Source organism: Bacillus halotolerans (assembly GCF_004006435.1).
Lineage (GTDB): Bacteria > Bacillota > Bacilli > Bacillales > Bacillaceae > Bacillus > Bacillus halotolerans.
The window spans coordinates 2,975,366-3,001,380 of the sequence record NZ_CP029364.1 but is presented as its reverse complement, the minus strand read 5'-3'; the positions used below and the strand labels follow the sequence as shown (position 1 = coordinate 3,001,380).

Genomic DNA, 26,015 nt, shown 5'->3' with positions numbered 1-26,015 from the left:
CAAACGGTCCGTTTGTCTCTTAAGATTTCAGCACCGATCGGTTAAAAATGTCGTCCTGAATATATATAGATTCATGATTTACCGCACTGTCCGCCGCAATGATAAGGCCTAAAGGCGTATGAAACTGAAGATCAGATACGACTTTAAAAGGCACTCCGTTTCGGTTCGCCATTTTTACATAAGGTGAATAAGACTGATATTGAAGCTCTCCATTGATAAGAAGAGATATATTTTTATTGCGTTTAAACGCTTGCTCCGCTTCGTGATACGGTTTGCTTCTGAGCACCTGCCCTTTCGTCAGTGCCAAAAGCACTCTTTCCCGCAATGAGCCTAAAAACAAATGGCGCTCATCTGGTTTTGTTTCCAGCGGCCCGTACATTCCTTGCTGTAAATAGAGATCCAGCGTTTCATCACTCAAAAGCTCGTCCTCCCGTCTTGTTTGTCTTCATTATCGCCTGATCCTGCGGGGGCTAAACTTTCAAGGGCTGTTACATTTCCGTTACCCAGTGAATGATTTTTTTTGCCAGCTCACCAGCAGGCTCGTCCTCTGTATGCCGGCGTAAAGAAGCCTCCAGCCGTTCAGGCAGCGATGATTTTTCTTCCTCGTATGAAATAATCGTGCTCCACTCCAGCTGCGGAACGGCTACTAGCGTATGCAGCTCTTTTCTGTTTTCATGCAGATATACATCAGTGATCATTCCTGTTTGTGTGCTGATATTTGCTTTTCTGATTTTCATAACATGACCTCGCTAACTAAAAGACTATCCATATTATACAATAAAAAAGCAACAGCCTCTCTAGAAAAGGCTGTTACCCGTTAAACGAAACGGTATCATCAATGATATCGGCATCGTTTAAAATTGTTTTACTATATTCGTTATTGATCTTCACAAAATCCCCCAGCTGAAATGTGCCAGACCCAGCACCTGTGTGATCGACGCTTTTCGGCGCAATCGCAAACACATCTCCAAAGCTGGCCGCAGCATCACCTGATATAGACATAATATATATCGGCCCTACAATCGCAGGCATTTCCCCACCTCCGCACTGATTTACAGCATCATATGCGGAAAGGAGCCAATGGTGCCCGCCTATTCAGCGGGACGTTCGTTTTCTTCAAGGCGTGACCGCTGGCGCAGCTTGATCAGCCGCACGATATTCAAGAAAAATGCCTTGACTACCGCATACACCGGCACAGCTAAAATCATGCCGAGAATGCCGCCGAAGCTTCCTGCTCCAATCAACAGCAAAATGATGGTAAGCGGGTGCGTATTCAAACGTTTTCCGATAACGAGCGGAGAAAGCAGATTTCCGTCGAGCTGCTGAACGATCACAACCACAATGATCGCAAAAAGCGCTTTGGCCGGTGAATCCATAAAGCCGATAATAACAGCCGGCGCAGCGCCGAGAAAAGGCCCGACATAAGGAATGATATTTGTAATGGCCATGACAATTCCAAGAATCAGCGCATATGGCAGCCCGGTAATCAAGTATCCGATAAAGCACGCTGTCCCTACAAAAAGACAGATTAACAGCTGTCCCTGAAAATACGCAGCGAGTGTGTCGGATAAATCCTTAAAGATCTTTAGACCTTCTGTCCGGTAAGAAGCCGGAAGAATTTTGACTGCCAGGTGCGGAAAGCGGTGTCCATCCTTCAGCATATAAAAGAGGATAAACGGAACAGTGATAATGACAAGTGTGATATTTGTCACGACACCAAACACCGCCGATAAACTGGATGTAATATTTTGCGGCAGGTTTTGGAGAAAGCTTGTCAGAGACTGCTCAATTTTTGATATGGATACATAATCCTGTGTCATCATCCAGGTAAACCACTGAGAGTGAGATAAATCCTTTGTCAATGCCTGAATCTGTTTTATATATTCAGGAAGATTGTTAAACAGCCCGGTCACCTGCGATGTAATGACAGGCCCGACTGCCGCAGAAACAAAGGCTAGCAAGCCGATAAATGCTAAATAGATGAGCAGAATCGATAATGTCCGCGGCATTTTTTTCTCAAGCAGTCGGACGACCGGATTAAAAATAAAATACAGAATTCCGGCAATCAGCATCGGGAAAAACAATGTCGAGATAAACACGATAAACGGCTGAAACACAAATGAAACTTTTGTTGCTACGAAAATAATCAGCAAAACAAATAAAATTTGCAATGTCCAAAAATGGACTTTTGATTTCAACAAGCTTGTTCCTCCTAGTTTTTCTTTGTCTATCAGATAAAAGAACTTGCACCCCATCATTGTAACAAAAATGAACTGATATCAGAACTCTTAATCAGCGAACGGACTGTTGATTATGCAGGCTGTGACATACGGCAGGGACGCCGCACTGATTTATGTACTTGTGGACTAGCTTAACGTTTAGATTTTATCCTGCTTGATGTGAATCAAAACGATAGAATGACTGAGAGGCAGCGGCGCTGTGCTCCGTTTGCCGGGAAGCCCCGTTTATATGTAAAGGATGCGGGCGGGTATCACTTCGGTTGTTGTTTACGCTTTATTTCAGATGACCGCTCCGGCTTTGATCTTGGCGGCACAATTTATGACGGAGCGTTTTTATAGCGCTTAACTGAAAAATAGGACGTCCCTGTGTACGCCTATTTTTCAAGCGCAAGCACTGTTACACCCGTTCACTGTAATCTGGCGTGACGGAAACCATGTGCTGGATACTGATAAAAAAAACAGAATTTCGGGCTGCTTCAATGATGATATGGTCCGGTTTTACATCAATCAGTCTGCCTCTGACCGTATCTCGTACTGTCTGGATAATGAATTTTGAGCCGATGAGCTTTTTGATGGTCTGATAGACATAAGGATCGACTAATGAGACCAGTTGCGGACTACCTTGGTTGGCCATACTTCAATCCCCTTTATATGTTTTATCTCAGCTTATGCCACGGTTAAGGATAATGACACAGGCTTACAGGATAACACCAGGGGATGCGGAGACGATTGGGGAGTGTGATTCACGCGGGTGTAAGGAAATGGTGATGAAACGGAGACAGCGAAGAAAGCGGACGCTGTTCCGAATACAGGCGGGACCTATACAGGCTTTTTTATAGAAGACTGGGCTTGATCGATTAATCGGTCCAGTTTTTCTATTTTTTTCAGTGCGGTTGCTTCGTCAATTTGTCGGTAATGATGGTGGCCGCCAGGTTCTTCATCAAGTTCGTCCGCTTTTTTGACAATCTGCTGCAGCGTATTTTTATCGAGTTCACCTTCAGGCAGATAGGAATCGGTATGAAGCAATATGGCAAGAGCAATCTCTTTTGCCGCTTTCGGTTCTTCACCAAGACGAATCAAGAGCTTATGCGCCCGTTCCGCCCCTTTAATGGCATGGATGTCATTTCTTCTGTATTTCTCATAATCCCATTTTCCGTCTGTATACCATTCATAATGTCCGATGTCATGCAGCAATGCCGCTTTTGCGGCTAAATCAGGGCTGATATCAGCCTTTACAGACAGCCTGTATGCATGATAGGCGCAGGCAATTGCATGAGCCACGCCGGAACGCTGTAAATATTTTTGTGCAATTGGATGGGCGAAGACATCCATTAATGTAACCTTTCTCATGGAAACCCCTCCTTTAGATATTTTTAGAATCCTAACATAATTTGCAGAGAAACTCAATTCTTATGTCATATCATTTTTGTTTACTTTTCATGTTTGTTATACCCTAAAAGCAGAGTTTCAGTCAGTATATGCAGCCGGACTCCGGAATGCTTAAGTTATCGCCTTTTTATATAAAAAAAGAGCAGATTCACTCTGCTCTACAAAAACTCTTTAATATCATATATGCGCCCGTTTTCCGCGCCTGTCTCTAATAAAGAAAGCAGCGTGCCGGCAATAAAGGCCGGACTGCGAAGGCTTCCTGTTTCATTCAATTTCCGAAACCGCTCGATATCGTGGAAATCCTTTTTCGATGATGAACGGATGACGGCCTGCATGTCAGTGTCCATGACACCCGGTGAGAAAGAAATCATGTTCACCGGCAGTTCTTCATCCTCCTGTTCAAATCCGAACGTTCTCGTAAACATATCAAGTCCGGCTTTTGAGCTGCAATACGCGCTCCACCCCTTGTATGGGTTTTTGGCCGCGCCAGAGGTAATATTTACGATTGTTTTTCTTCCGCTGAAAGCAGCAAACTGTTTTGTAAACAGCTGGCTCAAGAGCACGGGCGCTGTCAGATTAAGCTGATAATGGCGCTGCAGCTCTTCAAGAGACGCTTCTCCGGCGCGTTTGATCGGCGTTACCATTCCAGCATTATTGATCAGTGTGATGGCTGAATAATCAGCCGGATTGATGGATGAAAGCAATGTTTTGAATTGCTGCTCAGCCTCTGTGAGATTGATCAGGTCGATCTGGTGCTGTGTCAGTTTCTCATGAGAAACATCTGTTGTTGTTCTGGACAGGGCATGAACTTCATGGCCTTTTTCCAGAGCCTGTAATGCAATGGCTTTCCCCAGTCCTTTTGACGCTCCGGTGATGATATAAAGTTCCATTGGAAACCTCCTCCTTCCGTTCTTATTGTACGGACCGCTTTTATGCAAAACAAGCGCGGGCGCTTACGCCTTTTTATTTTCCTGCACGATAACCTTTGGTATGAGAAAAACAATGCCTGCGATCCCGAGCAGAATCAGCACGATATAGATGATCGGAAGCAGGAGTGAAGATGAACCTTTTTCTTTCATTTCTGTTGATGACGCTTTTGTGATCGGTTTCTCGGCAAATGTAATCCCAAGCTGTTTAGATTGAGCCGCGATGGTGTTGGAGCCCTCGGCATCTGTTGATGTAAACAAATCCTTTATCAGCTCGGCGTCCCGATCCTTCGGCTTATCAAAGGTAATATCCTTTTGCTCCTCAGGCAGTTCTGTTTTCTCCTCATAGGAAGAATCTTCATGCAAATAATTCGTATCGATTTCAATGTCTTTCTTTTCATATTGGTTTGGCGCGACATCCGTATTTTCTTCGGTTTCGGCAGCAGCGGCAGAGGGTATGAAAAGGGAAAAGGAGAGCATACACATCATGATCCCCTTTTCCAAGCTGCGATTACGCTTCATACGTTTCATCGCTTTCCGCTGTTTTTTCTGCTATCAAGCGAATGACAAGCGGCAGAGCCGCTGCAATCAACGTAATGATCAGCAGAACCGATATTCCCATTGTAAACAAATGCCCTGTTCCGTACTGGATGTCGATATATACCTTCGACACCGGATCTTCAAATGTGAAGTTTGGCATAATTAAATCAATAAGCGGCGCAACATAGAATAAAATCATTGCCGCTGAAGCAACCCACCCAGGAATTGACCCGAACCGGAATGCCGCCCGGATAAAGGCAGAGCTTGCGACCAGCAATAAAATCGTAAACACAGACCACTTAATCGTCTGATCGTCCGGCAGTGAATAAATATTCAAACCGAACAAGCTGATCATCAAGCCGACAAGGATATTCAGAATTCCGAAAAGCGCTCCTTTGACGAGCAGCGGCGCATTTTGATAATACGAGCTGAAATATCCGATTAACAGACTGCTGATCAAAATAATAACCAGGATGACAACCGGCGGCACCGTCTGAATTTTTTCTTCCGGAACCTGACCGCTGATTTTAAGCGGATTTGCCAAGTAATCATATACATAGCCGTTGTTTTGGCCATCTACTAATGTATTGCCCAGAATGCCGTATACGTCACTGCGTACAAGCTTCGTGGAAGCAACATTTTTACCCCAGTTGTTGTTTAAGGTGTCAGCTTTCGTCTGTACATCATTTACGCTTTGCTGCATGTTGGTTGTGTAATCAATAATGCCTGACTGGCGTTCAGATAATGAGCCCATCACGTCTGACATTTGCAGCACTTCCTGGCCGACCGTATCTTGCACGCTCAGTGCCATTGTGCCTGACAGGCCATCATTATTGAACGTTGCAGATTCCTGCGCCGCGCCGGTTACAAGCTGTTCTGTCGCTTTTGACGCACTCTCAGAGATCTTCGTCAGTTCGTCGAGAACACCGGCTTGAGAATCACGGATATAGCTGCCGTAGTTGTCTGCAAACTCGGTCATGCCATTGATGAAATTGTCGATGTCTTCATCGGTTTGCATCGTGTTGTTTTTGAGATCTTCCCAGCTTGCTGATTCTTCCGGTTTGATGGCTAGGACTGATTTGACGTTGCCCTGCTGGCCGTCAATGGCATTGGTTTTTGCAGTGCTGTCAACCGTTCCGGATAATACAGAGTCGTACACAGATAAATATTTATAGTATCTCATTAAAGCGGAGATGCTTTCTGTATTGATTTCTCCTGGAAATTGAAGCTGATCTTTATTTTCCAGCTCGCGAATCGCTCTGTAAATCCCTTCGAACTCCCTCTTCCGTTTCGCTTCAAGATTTTCAAGTTTACCTTCTAGCTTTTTTACTTGGTCTTTCAAGTCATCAATTTCATCATTAAGACCATCCATTTGCTCTTTTAGTTCTTCTAATTTCTTTTTCAGCTCTTCATTATGGGCAGTTTCTTTTTCTTTGAGCTCTTCTTCAATTTGCTTGATTCGCTCAGACGCTTTGCTGAGCTGTTCTTTTGCTTTTGCGATATCAGAAATATCATCGTTTCCTGTTTGATCTTCGTCCTCAGGTTGAGTCGAGCCACCGTCGCCTCCGGTATCTCCTGAATCGCCGGTTCCGTCTTCATTTGCCAGCTGGATAAATTGAAGGGCTGAGTCAGATGAAGCAGTCTGTTCGGCAGATGTGCCCGTTTCGGTTTGTCCGCTGTCTGACTTACCATTGGAGGCATCTCCGTTCTGCTCCTGACCGTCTGTTCCCTGCTGCTGGTCTTGATCCTGAGTATTGCCGTCCGTTTGCCCGTCATTCCCGGTATCACTGCTGTTATCATCGTTTCCGGTGTCTCCCTGTGTATCATCGGGATTGGTGCTGCCTCCGTCATCTGGATGATCCGGCTTGTCAGTGGACGGCTCGTCTGTTCCCGGTTTTTCAGTTCCCGGGTCCTCCGGTGTCGGATCCTCTTTTTCAGGCTCCTTCAGATTGTCTGAAATATCTTGAATGTCAGCGGCAATGTTTTTCAATTCTTCACGCTGTTTTTCAAGATCGATTTTCAGTTCTTCAGGATTTTCTTCGTTCGGGTCTTTATCTTCATCATCTGAACCATTACCTCCATCAGGCTGCGGCTCACCTTTCGCAACAGTGAGCGCCTCGCGCGCTTCAACTAGCCGTTCGTACACCTGATTTAGTGCAGCCTGTCTTGATGCGGCCTGGTATTGATTAATTAAATCGCTTTGTATCTTCGCCATACCAAGTTCCTGCTGAGGCACTTGGCCTTCCCTGATTTGCTGGGCGGCTGCCAGAACTGTGCTGGTTTGTCCAAGCTGTGTTTTCACTTGGCTGATCCCAGTTGTCAGTCCGCTCATCTGCTCGCTGAACTGATTGGCCTTTTGCTGTGCTGAAATGGCATCCAATCCTGTCTGGATTTGCTGCTGAGTTGAATCCTGGGCTGCCAATAGCAGCTTCTTTTGATTTTCTTGATATTCTTTGTATCGTTCCACAGTATCAACGAAGTCTTTCAGGGTGTTTTTTGCTTCCTCCGCTGTCGAAGCTTTTTCTTTTGTCGTGCCTTGGGCTTCATTCATTGATTTCTTCAGCTCATCGATTAGGTCTTTCTGGCGTTTGATTTCACCTGCTAAATCGTTAGAGCTTGGTTTGTAGAAATTGTACATGACATTTTGGAATTCAGATTCTTTATTGACGATTTTGTCAAACTCTCCTCTGATATTGTCCACTTTTTGTGAGACAAAGTTCCAATATAAGGCCGACATTTTTTTGTTCATTGTTTTTTGGGCATCTTCAAGCTCACGCTGCACTTTTTCTTTGTTGACCGCATTCAGGTTATCTTGAATGCTGAACTCAAGCGTGGCTTTTTGAGGACGCTCTTTGTCGTAGCTCAAAATATTTTTTGAGAAATCTGAGGGAATGTAGACGATCGCATCGTATTTTTTCGATTTTAGGCCTGTTTCCGCTGCACTTCGGTTCACGACCGTCCAAGAATAATCAGGACGTTCCCCCAGAACGGCAGCTACTTCCTTACCGAACTGGGCGGATTGATCATCTTCATCGTCCGCTTTCACCTCATCACTCAATACGCCTGTGTCTTCATTCACCACTGCGATTTGCCGCGTGGAATTGGCTGCTTTTTTCGCCGGATCTTCCCCGATGAACCGGAAAAACAAAACCGGCAGCAGCAAAATAATGATGACGGCGGATATTAACTTGATTAAGTTTTTTCGTTGTTCTGTCATCTAGCACTCTCCCTTTCAGCAGAACATAAAGGAATTTGAACTTTTTGCTCCTTCCCGTTTTCCACAACATATCCGAAGCCCGGCTGAATCTCCGGCTCCTGTCTTTGGTACGGAAGAGGAATGACATTTTGTTCAGATTTTTTCATCAGCAGGATAGCGTGTCTGATTTGCTTCATCTCAGTCGTCAGGGAATCATAGCCTTTGGAGAACTCACTGTGATTGCCTGCCGGAATAAAGCTGAAGCCAAGATGCGCGTAAGATTTCATAAAGTTCGCCAAACGGTCTTGAATTCTCGTATCAATCGTCTGCTGGAATCTCGTAATTCCGTCAATCATTAGAACCACTTGAGAGAATCGCAGGCTTTGTGCGTCTCCCTGGCGAACGGCTTCTACATACATTGCTTCTCTTGTTTTAAAAATGTCTTCTGCTGTTTCAATCCACTGCTCAATATCATCTTTTGTTTCCAGATATGCGACATCTGTTTCTTTTGCATATTTGGATAAACCGCGATCGATCGAGTCAAACAAACCGATCATTTCCGTTTCATCATCAAACAAATGCTCGAGCATCACTTTTAAGACGTTTGTTTTTCCTCGCTGTGTCTGCCCTAATATCAGGCAATGCTTGTACTTAGCCAAGTCAAAGTACACCGGGCTGACGGTTTCTTCATGAAGCCCGATCGGCACAGATAAAGGCTTGCGTTCCAGCTTGAAGCGGAGAGAAAACTCTCTCGTCGACAGGCTTTCCGGCAGCATCGGAATCGGAGCCGGCTGCTGAAGTGAAGCGTAGCGATCCTGAAGAACCTGCACTTCTGCTTTCAGCTCGTTGAACATGCCAATATCATCCTCTGCTTCAACAGGCAGGAACATTTGGGCGAAATAAAGTTCTTCTTTTTGAATGATCACGCGCCCCGGGATCGGCTCAAGGCTGAACTTCGGCCGTCCGTAAATGGAATATCCCTCGGATTGATCCATCAGGTAATGGACAACCTTTGTTTTCAGGTTGTTCAAGAGCGACTGGCGGACAGCATTTACGCGCGTCGCCGTCAGCATGAAGTAAATCCCCAAGCTTTGTCCGTCTCTGGAAAGCTGGACAAATTCCGATTCAAGCTCATGCATCTCATCCTTGACGATATCAAAGTTGTCGATTGTGATGAAAATGAATGGAAGCTCTTCTTCGCTCAGCGCATTGTACATTTTGATATGGCTGATTTCTTTTTCACGGAACAGACGTTTTCGGCGGTCAATTTCCTCTTTGATCCGGATCATGAACTTTTCAATTTTTCTCGACTGATCCATCAGGAAGTAATCCGCCGTGTGCGGCAGCTTCGCTAATGGCAGAAGCGTTCCGTTCCCGAAATCAAAGATATAGACATGAAGCTCTTCAGGCGTGTAGACGTCTGCAAAACTCATCAGGAATGTTGCCGCTGCAATCGATTTCCCATAGCCTGAGGAGCCGAAAATGCCGATATTTCCGTCTTCCATCATTTTATAAGCAATCGGTGCCTGTCTTTGCAGATCAGGTTCATCAACATAAGCAAAGTGGAAATGGTCCTTTTCTTCTGATGGGAAAAGGGTGCGCGGGATACGTTCCGCAAGCGGCGGCAGCCAAGGACTCGGCAGCTTCTCGATTCCCATTTCCTCTTGAATGCGTTCGATTTCGTCAACCACTGCTTCGATTTCTGTTTGAACTTCTTTTTTCGCCATTTCTTCGGTGTCGACCTCAGAAAGCGGTATCAGGCCGGTATCCGTGACAATCGCGATTTCATCCTCTGTTCCGTAAACTTCCTCTAAGTAAGGGGCCCCGCTCCAGGCGGATTGGAACAGCTCGTACACTTCATTGTTTCCGACCTGCAAATAACCGCGTCCGGTAACCGTGATGTTCGCGGCATCGCTGTTTTTCAAAATCTCTTTACTATCGGTGGCATCCTGAACTTTAAGCGCTACTTTAAAGCGCGAGTTACTCCAGATTTGGTCGTCGATGATACCGCCCGGCTTCTGTGTCGCCAAAATCAAATGTACGCCAAGGCTTCGGCCGATACGTGCAGCACTGACAAGCTCTCTGATAAAATCAGGCTCTTCGCTTTTCAGCTCTGCAAACTCATCAGAAATTAAGAATAAGTGCGGCATTGCTACTTCTGCTTTCCCCTGCTTGTACAGCTTTGTATAGTCATTGATGTGATTGACTTGATATTGATCAAACAGACGCTGCCTTTTTTTCAGCTCGCTTTTAATCGAAGCGAGCGCACGCATACTGAAGTTTTGACTGCCTTCAATATTGGTGATCGTGCCAAGCAGGTGGGGAATATTGCGGAACGGCTGCGCCATTCCTCCGCCTTTATAGTCAATTAATAAGAAAGCCGCTTCATGCGGGTGAAAATGCACCGCAAGTGACAAGATGTAGGTCTGGAGAAATTCACTTTTCCCCGAACCTGTCGTCCCCGCAAGCAAACCGTGCGGACCGTGGGCTTTTTCGTGAAGGTTCAGATGCACAATGTCATCCTTCCCTTTATAGCCGATCGGCACCGACAGCGACTTCGACGATTCACTCGTCAGCCACCTTTGCTGGATTCCGATTTCTTTTACTTCTTTCGCATGGAAAAGCTCCAAGAACGAGACCATTTCCGGAATGGAGTTCGTAATGCCCACCTGGTGATTCAGCGTGCGAAGCGTGCGTGAAAACCGTTCGTTGTCCTCGCGCTGATGATGATCGAGCCGGAACGGAATTCTTACTGCTTTTTTCTTTTGTATTAAAATGTCGCCTTCATTTTCGTTGATATAGCGGACAAGGGTCGTAATGTTTTCTGATAAACTTTCCTTTGTTTCCGCGGCGACAATTGTAGAGATGCCCAGCTGCTCATGCTGCCCTTCTAAATATTCAAGAATGACGTGCTCTGAAATCAGCTGCTGATTCGTAATGACAAATACAAAATGCGGTTTAAACTGCAGTTTTTCTTTGTCATCTTCGAGATCGCGCTCTCTGATCAATTCATAAAGTGAGGACAGGAGCTGGTCACGCGTTTGTTCATTATAAATAAAGCCTTTCGCATAAATATGGGGCATTTGAAATTGCGGAAGCCACTTCATCCACTCCCAGTCTTTATACTCCTCTTCATGAAAAATAAAGACGAAGCGCAAATCGTGATAGCTGTTGAAAAACGAAAGCTGGCCGATCAGCTGGTGAATCTCATTCTTAACAATCTGCGATTTCCCGACAAGACCCATCGGCCCCTCCGCCAAATCGACCGTAACCGGCGCATTGCGAATGTCCTTATAGACACGCTGCATGTGCTGCGATTTCTCCATAAGGTCATCAATATCACGGTTCGCCAAGTCTCCGCCGCTCATATTGATTTCATAGCTTGCAGGAACTGTTCCGGTCCCGAGCCGAACCTGGAGATAATCCTTGCTTTCGAGCGACTTTTCCCAAATTCGGTCACTGATTTCACTTGTTAAGTATTTCATTTGTTCAAAAGAAGGAAAATGAAAGTCAAGAACCTGCTTTTGCTTTTCAGCAAGCGCCTGAAGCTCTTTTCTCTTATTATCTAAGTAAAGCTTATACACGCGCTCCCGCTTTTCCTCGCGTTTTTTCCGCTGGTTTTTATCCCGGAAATATTGAACGGTCGAGGTAATAAGGGTCATCATAAACATTGCCAGTGATACGAGTATAAATATGCCTCGCGGCTGGATGATAGCGACAACGCCCATCACGATCAGCATCACAAGCGGAGGCAGGATGACGAGCCATAGCCCTCTATTGGTTTGATCGCTCTCCTGAGAGGGAAAACTGAAGGACACACGGTCATCTGGCAAATCGTACACCATCCGCGGCGTTCTTCTGTACTGCGGATATTTCTTCTGCATTTCTGTGCTTGGTTTGACCGTTTTGGTTAACACTGTTTCAAGCGGTGTGTAATGAACGATTTCTAAGAGGTCTTGTTCAGTTACTCTCATTTGCGTAAAGTTCCAGAATATTTCATCCCCCGGCTTGAGCAGTGCAGCACCTATTACCTTCTCTCCGTTCAAGAACACATTTCCGCTTTTTGGGAGAATCGACCATTTCTCGCCGATATGCAGTAATGAAAATGTGCTTTGTTCCGCAAAAGCAAAATCATTCGGGTTCAGATAGATATCTGCATCTGTCTTTTCTGAGGAACATGTCATTTCGTCTCTGTTTCCTGTAAAATAAACGGATTTTTCAGGTTTGCCGGCAATTAAAAACATACGTATATCCTGTTGATCCGTTTGAAGAGAAAATGATGTATCAGTTTCAAGACTGCCCAGGCAATCATTTCCCAGGAAAACATCGTACTGGCCGCCGGATTCCTTCCTTTGAAGAGAAATTACTCCGTTCTCAAACGGAATGGTGCCGATCGTAATGGAATCCTTCACATCAGGCCCTATGGTCACCGGCTGGGACGCCGGGAGATCAGACAGTTTTAGTTTTTGGACGTTTTGCTGATAGAAAACCCATAATAGACTCAAATGGCGAACCCCCTAACGGCCGAAATACGGCGTGCGATGACCTGAACTTCATGTTTCACTTTATTTGTCATCTTTTTTCTCATCTTTCTTTTCTTTCTCTTTTTTCTCTTGTTCTTCTTTTTTCGCTTTTTCCTCGGCTGCGGCCTTTTCTTCTGCCGCTTTCTCTTCAGCTTGCTGCTTTTCTTTATCTGATTGTTCTTCAGCGGCTTGGCTGGCTGTATCAGTTTCTGCCGTGTCTGTTATCGCTTCTTCTTTTTGTTCTTTCATTTGTTTGGTAATTTGGTCGATCTCGCTTTGTACCGTATCCAATTCTTTTTGCTTTTCATCATCTTTCATACTGTCATCTGCTAATATCTCAGCCTTATATCGGATCAGGCCCAGCCCTATATACGGGTTATACTCCAGCTTTCTTCCGATACTAATGGCTTCTTTATTCTCGCCTCTCCCTATGTCTATCCAATAAAGAAAGTGCTGTGGATCTGATTGCAGCGTGACCAGATTATTTTCAATTTGTTTCTTTTGAGTGTCGCCTAATTTTTCAACCTCAACATAAGACATTGCAAGCTGATACTGCACTGATTCAGGCAGGCTTTCCGCATCATATTTAGCCAGCGTGTTGATGACCCCGCTGTACTGCTTGTTCAAGAAAGCGCGGTTGCTTTCCACAATCGCCTGATGCTTCGGCTGCGCGAAAAATAAGGCATACATCGAATAAATCAGAGCCGGCACAAGCAACACAATGAGTCCCAGGCCGATATATCTTTGGATGTTCCATTTCTTTTTCGGGATATGTATGTATGTTTTTGCTTTGGCTTCGAGCTCATCGATATGTGTCTGAATCAGCTCGAGCAGTTCATCATAGGACTTCGCGTCCAATATCGCTTTTGCCTCCGGAGAGAATGTCAGCGTTTCATTGAATTTCAAATAGTCCTCAAATGCAAAAGCGCCGTCGACTGCCAAAGCCGCTGCGGCTTTCAGCTCCTGCCAGACTCTTTCCTCATCATGCTCGTAAGGCGGAATGCTTTCTTTTACGCCGTAATGAAGAAAATATGGGGTCAGCCCTTTATCGAATACAATGTTTTCCGGGGCCACAATCAAATGCAGCCTTGATAACTTGTGCTGCTGTACAGACTGAACAAGCTGATAGGCAAACTGCCATTTGCTTTTTTTATCTTTAGCTTTTATCAAGCGAAATTCTTTATAGGAGGGAGGAGGTTGGATTGTGATGATCACTTCGTCTTCCGTCACATCGATCTCTTTATGAAAAGATGGATTTACATCCTTGATCACGTTCGCTTCGAGACCGTCCAGAAGCTTTATTTTTTCCCGTTGAAAGGTAAATGTATAGCCGTCTTCCGTTTTCTGAGAAGCAGCTTCTAATTGATTTTCTAAATATGATGTTTGTTCACCTGACATTCAACCAGATCCTTTCATAATATTTCAAGCCGGTCTCCGCTTGTAATGCCGCAATCAGATAGCTTGCATTCTCCAGAAAACACCGTATCCTTATTGACCACTCTGATCCAGTGCCCTTCGCGCGGAGGTATGGAAACGCTTTGGGCCTGCCAAGCGATGTCAATGACTTTTTTCACCGGGTGGTAATCTGACAATCTGAGATCGAAGACACTTCCGTTATAATGTTTCAAATCTATCGTAATATCAATATACATGTTCATTCACCCTTACATAGAAAGAGCGCCGTCTTCTGGTGAATCAGGCGCTCCTTCCCTTTCATACTGTTATCCGCGGATTTGATTTGCGATGTCTTGGTCAGTAGACTCAAGAGTATTTGCTGTTTGATCAAGCTGCTGGTTTACATCTTGAAGCAAATCTGACATTTTGATAAATGAAGGTTTGAGCTGCTCGTATTGATCTGCGAACGCTTCGCTAGAAGCACCTTCCCACATGCTTTTTAAATCAGAGATCATTCGGTTTAAACGATCAACCTGATTTAATACTTCTTGGCTTTCAACGCCATATTGCTTCGCCATCGCTCTTAGCTCTTCGGGTGTGACACGAATTAATCCTGCCATATTCCTCATTACCTCCTGTGCCATCAGCCTAAATATGGGCTAATTCACTTATTTTTAGAACGTAATTATTATAAAAACAGTTTTTCGGCACAGTCAAACAAATATGTTTTAATTTTACAAAATGAGTCCAATGGTTTACCTCTCACCTCTTAAAAATTACATATTTTGTTAAACAAATAGGTTTATTTTCTCAATCCGCTCCGCCTTCTCCAAATAATCCAAAAGACCCAAATGATTCCCTAACTCCCAAAAAAAACCTTTCAGAAAATTTGATGCTACAGCACCATCTCTGAAAGGTTCAGTTTTCAGAAATATTCATCAGTCTGTTCACCGCCCAAGACAGAATATGTATCTCATTATATTTAAAAAGTGTTTTTCACTTCTATTATACTGTCATTCTTTGTTGTTGATTTTCACAAACAAGAACAATCATAATAAAAGCAAGACGATTTGATGTCAAAGAGAGCAAAGAATAAAAGGATGGAAAAGTAGGGATAATGATGACCATGCCAAAGGATCCGTTTAAATACAGTTTTGACAGACTGGAAGATGTGGCTGATCATATCAGTGAAGTGCTGCAATGTCCGATCACCATTGAAGATGTGAACCACAAACTGCTAGCCTACAGCACCCACAGCGATTGTACTGATCCTGCACGGACGTCTACGATCATTGGCAGAAGAGTGCCGGAGAAGGTTATTAATAAATTGTGGAAAGACGGGACGATTCCCGCACTGCTAAAAACGGACCAGCCGATCAGAGTGAAGGAAATTGACGAAGTCGGACTAAGCAACCGCGTCGCGATTTCGATTTGGAAGAACAACCAGGTGCTGGGGTTTATTTGGGCGCTTGAAATTCAAAAAACACTGTCGGATGATGATTTGCTGACATTAAAAATGGCGGCTAATGCAGTCAGAAACAAGCTGCTTAAGCTCCAAATCCGAAAAACGAAAAATGAGGAGCGCAGCCAAGAATTTTTCTGGAAAATGCTGACCGGACACATCTATCAAGAACAGGACATGACGGATGGGTTTAACAAGCTTGGAATGGTCGTTCCCTCTGAATTTTCCGTGATGATCATCCGGGTAAACGGCGAGCTGACCGAAAAAACAGAACAGCAGCTTCATTATCTGCAGGAAACGACCCAGCAGGTTCATGCTCTGCTGACAACCGTTGATTCTAATGAACTTATCATTTTAACCGCGCCAAAAACGGATCGTCCTTTTCAAGATTTAAAACAGTTCGCTTTCAGCACGCAAAGGCAGCTGAGGGAACGTTATAAAATAGAGGATGCTTCTATTGCAATTGGCGGAATATACAACTCCATTTCGTTTGTCTGCCGTTCATACCAGGAAGCATTGTCCGTATTAAAAGCAAAGGAACGGTTTGCTGAAGAAACCAAGCATCTTTTCAGTTTTTCAGAATTAGGCATCTATCAATACTTGGACGTGTTAGATGAGAAACGGAAGCAAACGGGATATTTCAACTACTCCCTTTCAAAACTCGAGCAGTACGACCGGGATCACCAGTCCAATATGGTCGAAACGCTCGAACGTTTTATTGAAGCCGACAGCAATGTGAATACCGCCTCTAAGGTCTTGAATATTCACGTTAATACATTGAATTACCGGCTGAAGCGAATCAGCCAGATCGCTGAGATCGATTTAAAAAATGTGAATCAAAAGTTTACTATATATTTGGATATCAAACTTCGAAACAAGGGTTTGTGAAATTTCACAAACCCTTGTTTTTTTATTTTCTTTTTCAAACAAAGAATTTTCCAAAAAATCAAGCTACACTGAACATATCACATATACAGGAGGAAATAGATATGATCATTGGGGTTCCTAAAGAGATAAAAAACAATGAAAACCGTGTCGCATTGACGCCTGGGGGCGTTTCACAGCTCGTTTCAAACGGTCACCGCGTGCTGGTTGAATCAGGCGCAGGCCTTGGAAGCGGCTTTGAAAATGAAGCTTATGAGTCAGCAGGAGCGGAAATCATTGCTGATCCGAAACAGGTCTGGGACGCTGAAATGGTCATGAAGGTCAAAGAACCGCTTCCGGAAGAATATGCATACTTCCGGAAAGGGCTTGTACTGTTTACTTACCTCCACTTAGCGGCTGAACCGGAGCTTGCACAGGCACTGAAGGATAAAGGCGTCACAGCGATCGCGTATGAAACGGTAAGTGAGGGACGGACATTGCCTCTGCTTACACCGATGTCCGAGGTGGCAGGCAGAATGGCAGCGCAAATCGGCGCGCAGTTCCTGGAGAAACCTAAAGGCGGAAAAGGAATCCTCCTTGCCGGAGTGCCTGGCGTTGCCCGTGGAAAGGTAACCATTATCGGTGGGGGTGTAGTCGGAACCAACGCGGCGAAAATGGCTGTCGGCCTGGGTGCGGATGTGACAATCATCGACTTAAACGCGGATCGCCTGCGTCAGCTTGATGATATATTCGGCCATCAAATTAAAACGTTAATTTCTAACCCGGTCAATATCGCCGACTCGGTAGCCGAAGCGGATCTTCTCATTTGCGCCGTATTAATCCCTGGTGCTAAAGCTCCGACGCTTGTCACAGAGGAAATGGTGAAACAAATGAAGCCTGGTTCAGTGATTGTGGACGTTGCAATTGACCAAGGCGGCATCGTCGAAACTGTCGACCACATTACGACACACGATCAGCCGACATATGAAAAACATGGCGTCGTTCACTATGCTGTTGCGAACATGCCGGGCGCGGTGCCTCGCACTTCAACAATTGCTTTAACGAACGTCACGGTTCCATATGCGCTGCAAATCGCAAACAAAGGGGCAGCAAAAGCTCTCGCGGACAATGCGGCACTAAGAGCGGGATTAAACACAGCAAACGGCCACGTGACCTATGAGGCGGTTGCCAAAGATTTAGGATACGAATATGTCCCTGCCGAGAAAGCCTTACACGATGAATCATCTGTGGCGGGCGCTTAATTCATATGGAGCTTGCAGAAAAATTTCTGCAGGCTTTTTTTATCTTTTAAAAAGGAAAATGGAAATGATTTCTCGAATTAAAACGAAGAACTTGATCATAAAGGAGGATTCATATGGCTGTTCAGCAATATGGCGTGTTAAAAGGCGTTGTCTTAGATATGAAGCGGGAAACAGATGATGACAGTCCTCATTTCCAAGTGAAGATGCTCGGTGAAGAGAATACGTATTACAGGTGCGCCATTAATGTCATGTCCAGTTCTGAGGAATCAGAAGTATTGTATTTAGCTGATGATCAGTTTGATTCAAGCTCAATTACCATTCTTCCGAACATGCCGTATGGATATACGAAGATCAATGACGAAAACCGTGAAGTAGCCCTTGATTATGTGCGGGGCAATCTTTTTGATCCGCGGGAAATGAAGCCTTTGCCTCATGAAATCACGGGGCCTGATAATGATTTAAATGACTTTATTGAAACGTATATGAAGAAAGCGAAAGAAGAAAAAGCGCCGGTTTATATATTTGGATCAAAATTTGGACCTGAACAGGCGGCAGATAAAATATTCGGCTTTACCCCGACAAACGGTATGCACAATATCCACATGAATCAAGGCAATGCGCTGGATACCCGCTGGAAAAAAGACAACGGCTCTTGGCATGACGGAGGTATTCTGATTCAATTTGCCGATCAGTGGGCGGCTGTGTTTTTGGCGTTCTTATCCCAGTCATGGTGTACGGATGAAAACGGGAACCCGGTCAGAGATTGCGATCATACCCAAACGTCTGCGTAAGATAGAAAAAGAGACTGCCTGCTGCAGTCTCTTTTTTTTTTACCGTCAATGCATTTAGACATTTTCGACAGGCTTTAGGCTGTTCGGCCTCATATCGCTCCAATGTGATTGGATGTAGTCCAGACAAGCCTCACGCCCTTTTTGTTCATGAACGACTGTCCAGCCGCTCGGCACATCGATAAAGCCGGGCCACAAGGAATATTGGCCCTCTTCATTGATGAGAACAAGGTATATGCCATCCGCATTTTCAAAAGGATTTGCCATTGCTTTTCCTCCTTTATTGATTCATTTCTTCCAATTTAGCCGCCAGAACCCGGCCGATGACTGCGAGCGGTTCCGGCTGACAGAGATCTTTATGGCGGCAGTCAATGTCGATTTGTTCAATTTGTCCGTTAATATAAGGCTTCCACGAATCAGGTTCAATCGGGTCAAACCATTCAGGAATGATAGTTGATCTGAAAAACAGAACATTTCCACGGAAGGTTTTCGGTGCATATGAGCCTAAAATGCCGACAGAATTGACGTACGTATTCTTTAGATTCAAAATGACCGATTCGTCCAGACTGGCAAGTGCGCTTCCGTCTCGCCGCAGAATCTCAATAGCTGTTTCAAAATCAAGCGGTTTATCTCCTAAGCTGTCTGGGTCGTACCCGCCTAACGCGAGGAGGGCAATAAGCGCTTCCTCATCATCCGGTGCCTCTTTTATAGGAAGGAAGTGGTTTGGGTAGGCGTCCAGCATAACCAATAGAGAAACGTCTTCCCCTTGCTTTTGCAGCTGTGTTGCCATTGCTTGAACGACATTTCCGCCTAAGGACCAGCCAAGCAAATGGTACGGCCCTTTCGGCTGGATCGTCCGAATCTGTTCTATATAGTCGGCAGCCATGTCATCGAGTGTTTTCGGAAGTGCCTCCTGCTGTCCAATTCCCCGTGCTTGCAGTCCATAGATGGGATAATCCGTTCCTAAAGATGTCATCAGCCCTGCATAACACCAGCTAAGTCCGCCCGCCGGATGTACGCAAAACAACGGAAGCCGGTCTCCGCTTGTTCGGAGCGGCAGCAAAACATCAAGTGCGCTTTGGCTTGATCCCATCTCAAGTCTTTCGGCAAGCCCTGCCACAGTCGGCGCTTCAAATAGATTGCCAATGCTGAGTTCAACCCCGAGCGCTTCACGTATGCGGCTCATCAGCTGAACTGCGAGCAGGGAATGTCCGCCCAAATCGAAGAAACGGTCATCAATACCGACACGCGGCAAATGAAGCACTTCCATAAACAAGTCACAAAGGATTTCTTCTTGCGGGGTTCTCGGCCCGCGACCTGTCACCGCAGCGGCAAAATCTGGAGCAGGCAGCGCTTTACGGTCAAGCTTTCCATTCGGCGTCAGCGGCAATTCTTTCATCGCCACAAAGGCTGAAGGCACCATGTAATCTGGCAGTCTCTCAGCAGCATACCTGCGCAGTTCCGCCGTATCAAACGTTTCTTCCGAGAAAGGTATGACATAAGCTGCCAAACGTTTATCTCCCGGCTGGTCCTCACGAACGATCACTGCCGCATCTTCCAGCTGTGAATGCTGAACAAGCGCAGCTTCAATTTCTCCCAGTTCAATCCGGAAGCCCCGAATTTTCACTTGATGATCGGCACGGCCGACATAATCGAGAGAACCGTCAGCACGCCTGCGGGCTACATCTCCCGTGCGGTACATCCGTGTGCCCGGAGGCCCGAACGGGTCAGCGATGAAGCGTTCCGCCGTTAAACCGGGCCGTCCTAAATAGCCTCGGGCCAATCCGGCTCCTGACACATACAGTTCTCCAGCCACACCCGGCGGAACCGGCTGTAAACGCTCGTCCAGCACATACACCCCAAGATCGGGGATTCCGCAGCCGATCAGGCTGTTTGCTCGTAAACCTGCAATATTCCGGTCCAATTCGATATAGCTGACGTGCACGGTTGTTTCAGTAATACCATACATATTGATCAGTTTCGGCGCCTGTTCAGGGTGGCGATGATACCAATCATCTAAACGGCTGAGTTCAAGCGCTTCTCCGCCAAAAACAACATATCGAAGGCTGAGCGCCTGTCCGAGATCAGGCTGCTCCCTTTCCGCCTGCATAAACTGATAGAACGCTGATGGTGTCTGGTTCAAAACAGTCACACCCTCTTTTACCAGCAGACGCAGAAACGCTTCCGGAGATCTGCTGATGTCATGAGGCACGATAACAAGGCGGCCGCCGTGCAGCAAAGGTCCCCAAATCTCCCAAACAGAAAAGTCAAACGCGTAGGAATGGAACATTGTCCATACGTCGTCTGAACCGAAATGGAACCAGTGATCGGTCGCTCCAAATAACCTCGTCACATTTTGGTGAGGAATCATGACGCCTTTTGGAACGCCTGTTGATCCGGATGTATAAATAACATAAGCCGTGCTGTAAGGTGACAGCGGGCGAATCCTGTCCGTATTATCCGGATTCAAAGGGCTGTATGTTTTTAGTTTCTCGCGTAATTCCGGATCATCCAGCACAATGTTCTGCACATTTTCTGCAGGCGGGATTTGATTTTCCGCCTGTGAGCTCGTGATGATAAACGCAGGCCGCGCATCGCTCAGCATAAAAGCGATTCGGTCAGCCGGATAGTCCGGATCAAGCGGCAGGTATGCAGCTCCCGCTTTTAGTACCGCTAACAGGCTAACAGTCATATCCAATGAGCGAGGCAAAGCTAATGCCACAAATTGCTCCGGTCCGACGCCTTTGCTGATCAGCAGCCTGGCAAGCCGGTTCGCCCTTTCATTCAGCTCCATATAGCTCATCGCTTTATCTTCATAAACGACTGCAATGGAATCAGGGCTCAGCGCAGCTTGCTTCTCAAACAGCTCCGGAAGACACGCTTGCGGAATCTTTTCAGAAACACTTTGCCAATCCGTTACCGTGATACTGCGTTCCTCTGGTGCAAGAATATCCAGTCTTCCGATTTCCTGATCAGGATCAGCCTCGGCAGCCTCAAGCAGCCGCAGAAGGCGATCAGCAAGGGCTTGAACAGTTTCCCGTTTAAATAGATCGGTGCTGTACTCAAGCAGTCCTTCCAGTCCATTTGGTGTCCCGTCATCAAGACGGCTTTCACTGATTTCTAATGTTAAATCAAATTTGGCAGATCCTACGCTGTGAATGCGCAGGCTGCTTTCTGTACCAGGCAGGCTCAGCTCTGCGTCAGGTGTGTTCTGGAACGCGAGCATGACTTGGAATAATGGATGCGTGGCCCGGGAGCGAGCAGGATTGAGCACCTCTACAAGTCTCTCAAACGGCAAATCCTGATTTTCATAGGCTGCCAGATTCACTTCCCGCACTCTGTCAAGAAGCTCACGGAAACTCGGATCACCAGAGGTGTCTGTTCTGAGCACCAATGTATTGATAAACAGTCCCACAAGATCACTAAGCGCATCGTCATTCCGCCCCGCAATCGGGCTTCCAATCGGAATATCAGTTCCAGCTCCGAGCCTTGTCAGCAAGGCGGCAAGTCCTGATTGAAGCACCATAAACAGACTTACTCTATTGGCACGGGCCAGCTCCAGCAATCGGCTGTGAAGCTCTGAGTCTATATGGAAATGGATTGTATCTCCTTGATGACTCGGCTCAGCAGGTCGTGAATAATCGGTTGGCAGTTCGAGCTGATCGGGCAAATCTTTCAGTCTATCTTTCCAGAAAGCAAGCTGACCGGCAATCAAACTGTCTGGATCATGCTCGCTTCCGAGCAGACTTTGCTGCCAGAGCGCATAATCCGCATACTGCACAGCAAGCGGTGTCCATTCGGGAGCTCTCCCGTGACAGCGGGCGGTATAAGCAGCAGCCAGATCACGAGTCAGAGGAGTCAATGACCATCCGTCTCCGACAATATGGTGCACGAGCAGCAGCAGCACGTACTCGTCGGGACCGATAACAAAAAGCTCGGCCCGGAAAGCAGGCTCAGCTGCAAGGTCAAAGCTGTAGCGAGCAGCATCGGCAAGCCTCTCAGAAAGCTCCTCTTTCTTCATTTCTGTAACATATAAATCAGGACGGGCTTGATCGGCGTCCAAAATGCGCTGATAAGATGTCCCCTGTGATTCAGGGAAAATGGTCCGAAGGCTTTCATGGCGGCTGATGAGATCATATAGGGCCGCTTGCAGCGCTTCTTGATTCAGTTCACCTGAAAGACGGACGGCAACCGGGATATTATATGTAGGACTTGGCCCTTCCAGACAATGGAGGAACCATAGCCGGCGCTGTGCAAAAGAAAGCGGAATGTTCTCAGGACGTTCAGCTCTTTGCAAAGCGGGACGGACACTCTGCGCCTGATCAAGATGTGCAGCAAGTCCGGCAACTGTCGGTTCGTCAAAGAGCTTGGCGATGCCCAGCTCAGCTCCCATCGTCTCACGAATACGGCTCATCAAACGGGCAGCAAGGAGAGAATGGCCGCCCAGCTCGAAGAAACTGTCATCGATGCCTACGCGTGCAAGACCTAGAACCTCCGCAAACAGATCACACAGTATCTCTTCTTGAGGCGTTCGCGGTCCCCGATCAGTGACAGACGCCCCAAAATCAGGTGCCGGCAATGCTTTCCGGTCAAGCTTGCCGTTAGGTGTTAATGGCAGTTCATCGATCTCCACAAATGCCGCAGGCACCATATAATCAGGCAGACTGGCACCGACATAACGGCGAAGCTCAGCAATATCTAGAGCTGAAGAAACGACCAGATACGCCACCAATCGTTTATCTCCCGGCTGGTCCTCTCGAACGACAACCGCAGCCTGTTTCATTTGCGGATGTTTAGCAAGCACGGCATCAATTTCTCCAAGCTCAATGCGGAAACCGCGAATCTTGATTTGATGATCGGCACGCCCGATGTAATCCAGAGACCCATCCGCACGCCAGCGGGCCTGATCTCCGGTTCGGTACATTCGTGTGCCCGGCGGTCCGTACGGATCAGCAACAAAGCGCTCCGCCGTTAAATCAGGGCGCCCTAAATATCCGCGGGCCAATCCGGTTCCCGCAATATAGAGCTCTCCAACAATGCCTGGCGGAACGGGCTGCAAACTATTATCGAGCACATATACCTGCGTATTCCAAATCGGCTTTCCGATCGGAGGCACACCCTGTACTCCTTTTTCGAGAAAAGCTGCCGCAGACCAAATGGTTGTTTCAGTAGGACCGTATAAATTAGTCACTGGACAATCAAGCGCGTGCAAGGCCTCCAAAAGCCCGCTTGGAAGCGCCTCTCCCCCGACAAGCACCCTGAGCTCCCGAAGTTTCTCAGGTTCGTTTGTGACCAACGCATGCCACAGGGTCGGCGTTGCCTGCATAATCGTTATATCAAAATATTCAATCATTTCAGCTAATGCCTGCGGCTCACGGGTTGTTTCTTTTTGAGCAACAACAATACTCGCTCCGCTGATAAGCGGGAGGAATAATTCTAAAGCAGAAATATCAAAAGCGACAGTCGTCACAGCCAGCAGCCTGTCTTGTTCATTGAGAGAAAATGTCTCCTGCATAGACAGCAGAAAATTACTTAAACTTTTCAGTGTGACAACAACACCCTTTGGCCTTCCTGTTGATCCTGATGTATAGATGATATACGCCGGATGGGCAAGAGATACATGTACATTTGGGTTGTCGGCAGAATAACGCTTCACAATCTCTTTTGTCACAGGCAGATCCAGCACAAGCTGCGGTGCCGTTAGATCGTCAGGCAGAGTGTCTGCAATTTCCTCAGTCGTTATAATGCATGATGGCTTTGCATCCTTCAGCATGTATGAAATTCTGTCGGCAGGAAACTCCGGATCAAGCGGAAGATAAGCAGCACCAGTCTTTAGTACGGCGAGCATTGCAGCTACCATCTCGGAAGACCGCGGCAGGGCCAAGGCGACAAACTGCTGCGGTCCAAGCCCTTTTTCTATCAAAAGATGCGCGAGGCGGTTTGCTTGTTCATTCAGCTCTTGATAGCTTAATTGACTGTGATCGCAAATCAGGGCGATACGTTCAGGGGAACGGTCAGCCTGCTCCTGAAACATATCCGGAAGGCTGAGCAGCTGCTCGGATTTTGCTGTCTGATTCCATTCGCTTATGACCCGTGCTTTTTCTGCAGGCAAAAGAAATTCCATTTGCCCAATCAGCATGTCCTCACCGGCTGACGCCGTTTGTAAAAGCTGTAAGATCCGCTGCTGATGGACCTTTATTTCTGACTCACTGTATACTTCAGGATTGGCATCCACATCAATTCGCAGCCCGCTACCGTCTGTTCTGTCATAGACATTTATCGACAAATCATCAACAGGACCGGCTGACAGATTGTGCGTCGTTCCCCGGGCTCCGGCAAAGTCGAGACCGTAATCGAAAGGCATAAGATTAATTTGCGGGCCAAATAATCTATGATTTTCTCCTATTAGTTTCAGGTCCCGCCGCAGTTCCTCATGGCGGTATTTATGATGCTGCCGGATACTGCGGATTTCCCGGGAAATTTGCAGCACAAGCTCAGAAAAGCTCATCGAAGGACTCACAGACAGCCTCAGCGGGAGAAGATTCATCACCATAGCCGGAACATTCAGGGATGCCGATCCCATCCGTCCCATCATAGGCAGTCCGAGCACAACATCCTCAGAGCCGGTCATACGGTGCACATAAGCAGCTGATACCGCAATCACGACTTCATGCCAGCTTCCGGCGTAATAGCGCGCCGCCTCTTTCAGCGCGTTTACATCTGATGGCGGCAAATAAGCAGTCTGGCGCAGAAAGCTTTTTGAGGTTCTCGGCGCCCGTTCTGCTAAACTGACAACTTCAGGCTTGTCCGCAAAACGATTCAGCCAGAATTGCCGATCCTCTTCATATGTTTCAGACGAGCGGTACGTTGCGTCCTCCTCCAAAATATCCTGCAAAGAGCCGAAGGAACGATCATCAGCGGACCGCCCTCCTGCAAGTGCTGTATAAGCATGTGCAACCCGCTGAGCGATCAGAGAAAACCCAAAGCCGTCGATCGCTATATGGTGAATGCGCTGATACCAAAAGAAACGCTGTGGCCCGGCTTTAAACAAAGCTTCGCGGAACAATGGGTCATGCTGTAAATCGACCGGCTTTGCCAAATCAGCTTTCATCCAGTTTAAAGCTATCTTTTCCGGATCAGGCTCAGAGCTGACGTCAATGACTTGGAGCTGTACATCCGGTGATGGATTCATCATCTGCCAAGGCCCGTCCATATCTTCACCAAAGCGGACATGAAGTGATTCCGCTTCTTTTATCACGTGCCGTAAAGCTTCTTCAAAAAGAGAAATGTCGATTGGGCCGTTGATTTCTATATATTCGGCTGTATTGTAGATTGGATTATCCGGATCAAGCTGCTGAGCAAACCAAATACCGGTTTGCGCTCCGGTTAAAGAATATTGAAGATCTTTTGTATCAGGCATCCGTTTTTTT

Annotated in this window: 18 protein-coding genes; 3 read left to right on the top strand and 15 right to left on the bottom strand. The window is 46.5% G+C overall.

Annotated elements, in window-relative coordinates; genetic code table 11:
• Positions 1–19 precede the first annotated feature (19 nt).
• The 13 genes from DIC78_RS15275 to DIC78_RS15210 form a co-directional block, all read right to left on the bottom strand.
• Positions 20–379 (bottom strand): YueI family protein, encoded by a 360-nt coding sequence (locus DIC78_RS15275; protein ID WP_420867036.1) that lies wholly within the window; start codon positions 377–379, stop codon positions 20–22.
• 109 nt (positions 380–488) lie between these two features.
• Positions 489–737, bottom strand: a complete 249-nt coding sequence (locus DIC78_RS15270) for a YueH family protein (RefSeq protein ID WP_024122689.1) — start codon at positions 735–737, stop codon at positions 489–491.
• A gap of 73 nt (positions 738–810) precedes the next feature.
• On the bottom strand, positions 811–1,032 hold the full coding sequence (locus DIC78_RS15265; protein ID WP_044158952.1) for a spore germination protein: 222 nt from the start codon (positions 1,030–1,032) through the stop codon (positions 811–813).
• Positions 1,033–1,091: 59 nt separating this feature from the next.
• Entirely contained in the window at positions 1,092–2,201 is a 1,110-nt protein-coding gene (locus DIC78_RS15260) for an AI-2E family transporter (protein ID WP_059292639.1), read from the bottom strand.
• 436 nt (positions 2,202–2,637) lie between these two features.
• The gene (locus DIC78_RS15250) at positions 2,638–2,874 is read right to left on the bottom strand and encodes a YuzF family protein (RefSeq protein ID WP_024122692.1); all 237 of its coding nucleotides are present in this window, start codon (positions 2,872–2,874) and stop codon (positions 2,638–2,640) included.
• Between the two features lie 185 nt (positions 2,875–3,059).
• Positions 3,060–3,590, bottom strand: coding sequence for an HD domain-containing protein (locus DIC78_RS15245; RefSeq protein WP_024122693.1), 531 nt, complete (start codon positions 3,588–3,590; stop codon positions 3,060–3,062).
• A 197-nt stretch (positions 3,591–3,787) separates the two neighbouring features.
• A complete protein-coding gene (locus tag DIC78_RS15240) occupies positions 3,788–4,519 on the bottom strand; it encodes a (S)-benzoin forming benzil reductase (protein WP_024122694.1) in 732 nt (243 codons plus the stop codon).
• A 63-nt stretch (positions 4,520–4,582) separates the two neighbouring features.
• Positions 4,583–5,035 (bottom strand): type VII secretion protein EssA, encoded by a 453-nt coding sequence (gene essA, locus DIC78_RS15235; protein WP_082687825.1) that lies wholly within the window; start codon positions 5,033–5,035, stop codon positions 4,583–4,585.
• Between the two features lie 31 nt (positions 5,036–5,066).
• Positions 5,067–8,312 (bottom strand): type VII secretion protein EsaA, encoded by a 3,246-nt coding sequence (esaA, locus tag DIC78_RS15230; RefSeq protein ID WP_127696525.1) that lies wholly within the window; start codon positions 8,310–8,312, stop codon positions 5,067–5,069.
• Positions 8,309–12,796 (bottom strand): type VII secretion protein EssC, encoded by a 4,488-nt coding sequence (gene essC / locus DIC78_RS15225; RefSeq protein ID WP_127696524.1) that lies wholly within the window; start codon positions 12,794–12,796, stop codon positions 8,309–8,311. The genes esaA and essC overlap by 4 nt, the downstream gene beginning before the upstream one ends.
• Positions 12,797–12,856: 60 nt before the next feature.
• Positions 12,857–14,212, bottom strand: coding sequence for a type VII secretion protein EssB (gene essB, locus DIC78_RS15220; protein ID WP_101860017.1), 1,356 nt, complete (start codon positions 14,210–14,212; stop codon positions 12,857–12,859).
• Positions 14,213–14,226: 14 nt separating this feature from the next.
• Positions 14,227–14,466 carry an ESX secretion system protein YukD gene (gene yukD, locus DIC78_RS15215; RefSeq protein ID WP_010331710.1) on the bottom strand — a complete coding sequence of 80 codons (240 nt, stop codon included), beginning with the start codon at positions 14,464–14,466 and terminating at the stop codon, positions 14,227–14,229.
• A gap of 69 nt (positions 14,467–14,535) precedes the next feature.
• Complete coding sequence (locus DIC78_RS15210) at positions 14,536–14,829, bottom strand: WXG100 family type VII secretion target (RefSeq protein ID WP_003220661.1); 294 nt, start codon at positions 14,827–14,829, stop codon at positions 14,536–14,538.
• Positions 14,830–15,335: 506 nt separating this feature from the next.
• Here DIC78_RS15210 and DIC78_RS15205 point away from each other — a divergent pair.
• From DIC78_RS15205 to DIC78_RS15195, 3 genes are all read left to right on the top strand, one after another.
• Positions 15,336–16,559: a sporulation transcriptional activator AdeR gene (locus DIC78_RS15205; RefSeq protein ID WP_059292707.1), complete on the top strand. Its 1,224-nt coding sequence runs from the start codon at positions 15,336–15,338 to the stop codon at positions 16,557–16,559.
• Between the two features lie 101 nt (positions 16,560–16,660).
• The gene (gene ald / locus DIC78_RS15200) at positions 16,661–17,797 is read left to right on the top strand and encodes an alanine dehydrogenase (RefSeq protein ID WP_101864127.1); all 1,137 of its coding nucleotides are present in this window, start codon (positions 16,661–16,663) and stop codon (positions 17,795–17,797) included.
• Between the two features lie 113 nt (positions 17,798–17,910).
• Positions 17,911–18,588, top strand: a complete 678-nt coding sequence (locus DIC78_RS15195; protein ID WP_101860014.1) for a YukJ family protein — start codon at positions 17,911–17,913, stop codon at positions 18,586–18,588.
• Positions 18,589–18,642: 54 nt separating this feature from the next.
• Here DIC78_RS15195 and DIC78_RS15190 read toward each other — a convergent pair whose 3' ends face one another.
• Entirely contained in the window at positions 18,643–18,852 is a 210-nt protein-coding gene (locus DIC78_RS15190; RefSeq protein WP_044158967.1) for an MbtH family protein, read from the bottom strand.
• 13 nt (positions 18,853–18,865) lie between these two features.
• A complete protein-coding gene (locus tag DIC78_RS15185; protein WP_127696523.1) occupies positions 18,866–26,005 on the bottom strand; it encodes an amino acid adenylation domain-containing protein in 7,140 nt (2,379 codons plus the stop codon).
• Positions 26,006–26,015 lie beyond the last annotated feature (10 nt).

Coding starts and splice junctions, on each gene's coding strand:
- DIC78_RS15275 (WP_420867036.1), bottom strand. CDS start 379: ATGTACGGGCCGCTGGAAACAAAACCAGATGAGCGCCATTTGTTTTTA.
- DIC78_RS15270 (WP_024122689.1), bottom strand. CDS start 737: ATGAAAATCAGAAAAGCAAATATCAGCACACAAACAGGAATGATCACT.
- DIC78_RS15265 (WP_044158952.1), bottom strand. CDS start 1,032: ATGCCTGCGATTGTAGGGCCGATATATATTATGTCTATATCAGGTGAT.
- DIC78_RS15250 (WP_024122692.1), bottom strand. CDS start 2,874: ATGGCCAACCAAGGTAGTCCGCAACTGGTCTCATTAGTCGATCCTTAT.
- DIC78_RS15245 (WP_024122693.1), bottom strand. CDS start 3,590: ATGAGAAAGGTTACATTAATGGATGTCTTCGCCCATCCAATTGCACAA.
- DIC78_RS15240 (WP_024122694.1), bottom strand. CDS start 4,519: ATGGAACTTTATATCATCACCGGAGCGTCAAAAGGACTGGGGAAAGCC.
- essA (WP_082687825.1), bottom strand. CDS start 5,035: ATGCTCTCCTTTTCCCTTTTCATACCCTCTGCCGCTGCTGCCGAAACC.
- esaA (WP_127696525.1), bottom strand. CDS start 8,312: ATGACAGAACAACGAAAAAACTTAATCAAGTTAATATCCGCCGTCATC.
- essB (WP_101860017.1), bottom strand. CDS start 14,212: ATGTCAGGTGAACAAACATCATATTTAGAAAATCAATTAGAAGCTGCT.
- yukD (WP_010331710.1), bottom strand. CDS start 14,466: ATGTATATTGATATTACGATAGATTTGAAACATTATAACGGAAGTGTC.
- DIC78_RS15210 (WP_003220661.1), bottom strand. CDS start 14,829: ATGGCAGGATTAATTCGTGTCACACCCGAAGAGCTAAGAGCGATGGCG.
- DIC78_RS15205 (WP_059292707.1), top strand. CDS start 15,336: ATGCCAAAGGATCCGTTTAAATACAGTTTTGACAGACTGGAAGATGTG.
- ald (WP_101864127.1), top strand. CDS start 16,661: ATGATCATTGGGGTTCCTAAAGAGATAAAAAACAATGAAAACCGTGTC.
- DIC78_RS15195 (WP_101860014.1), top strand. CDS start 17,911: ATGGCTGTTCAGCAATATGGCGTGTTAAAAGGCGTTGTCTTAGATATG.
- DIC78_RS15190 (WP_044158967.1), bottom strand. CDS start 18,852: ATGGCAAATCCTTTTGAAAATGCGGATGGCATATACCTTGTTCTCATC.
- DIC78_RS15185 (WP_127696523.1), bottom strand. CDS start 26,005: ATGCCTGATACAAAAGATCTTCAATATTCTTTAACCGGAGCGCAAACC.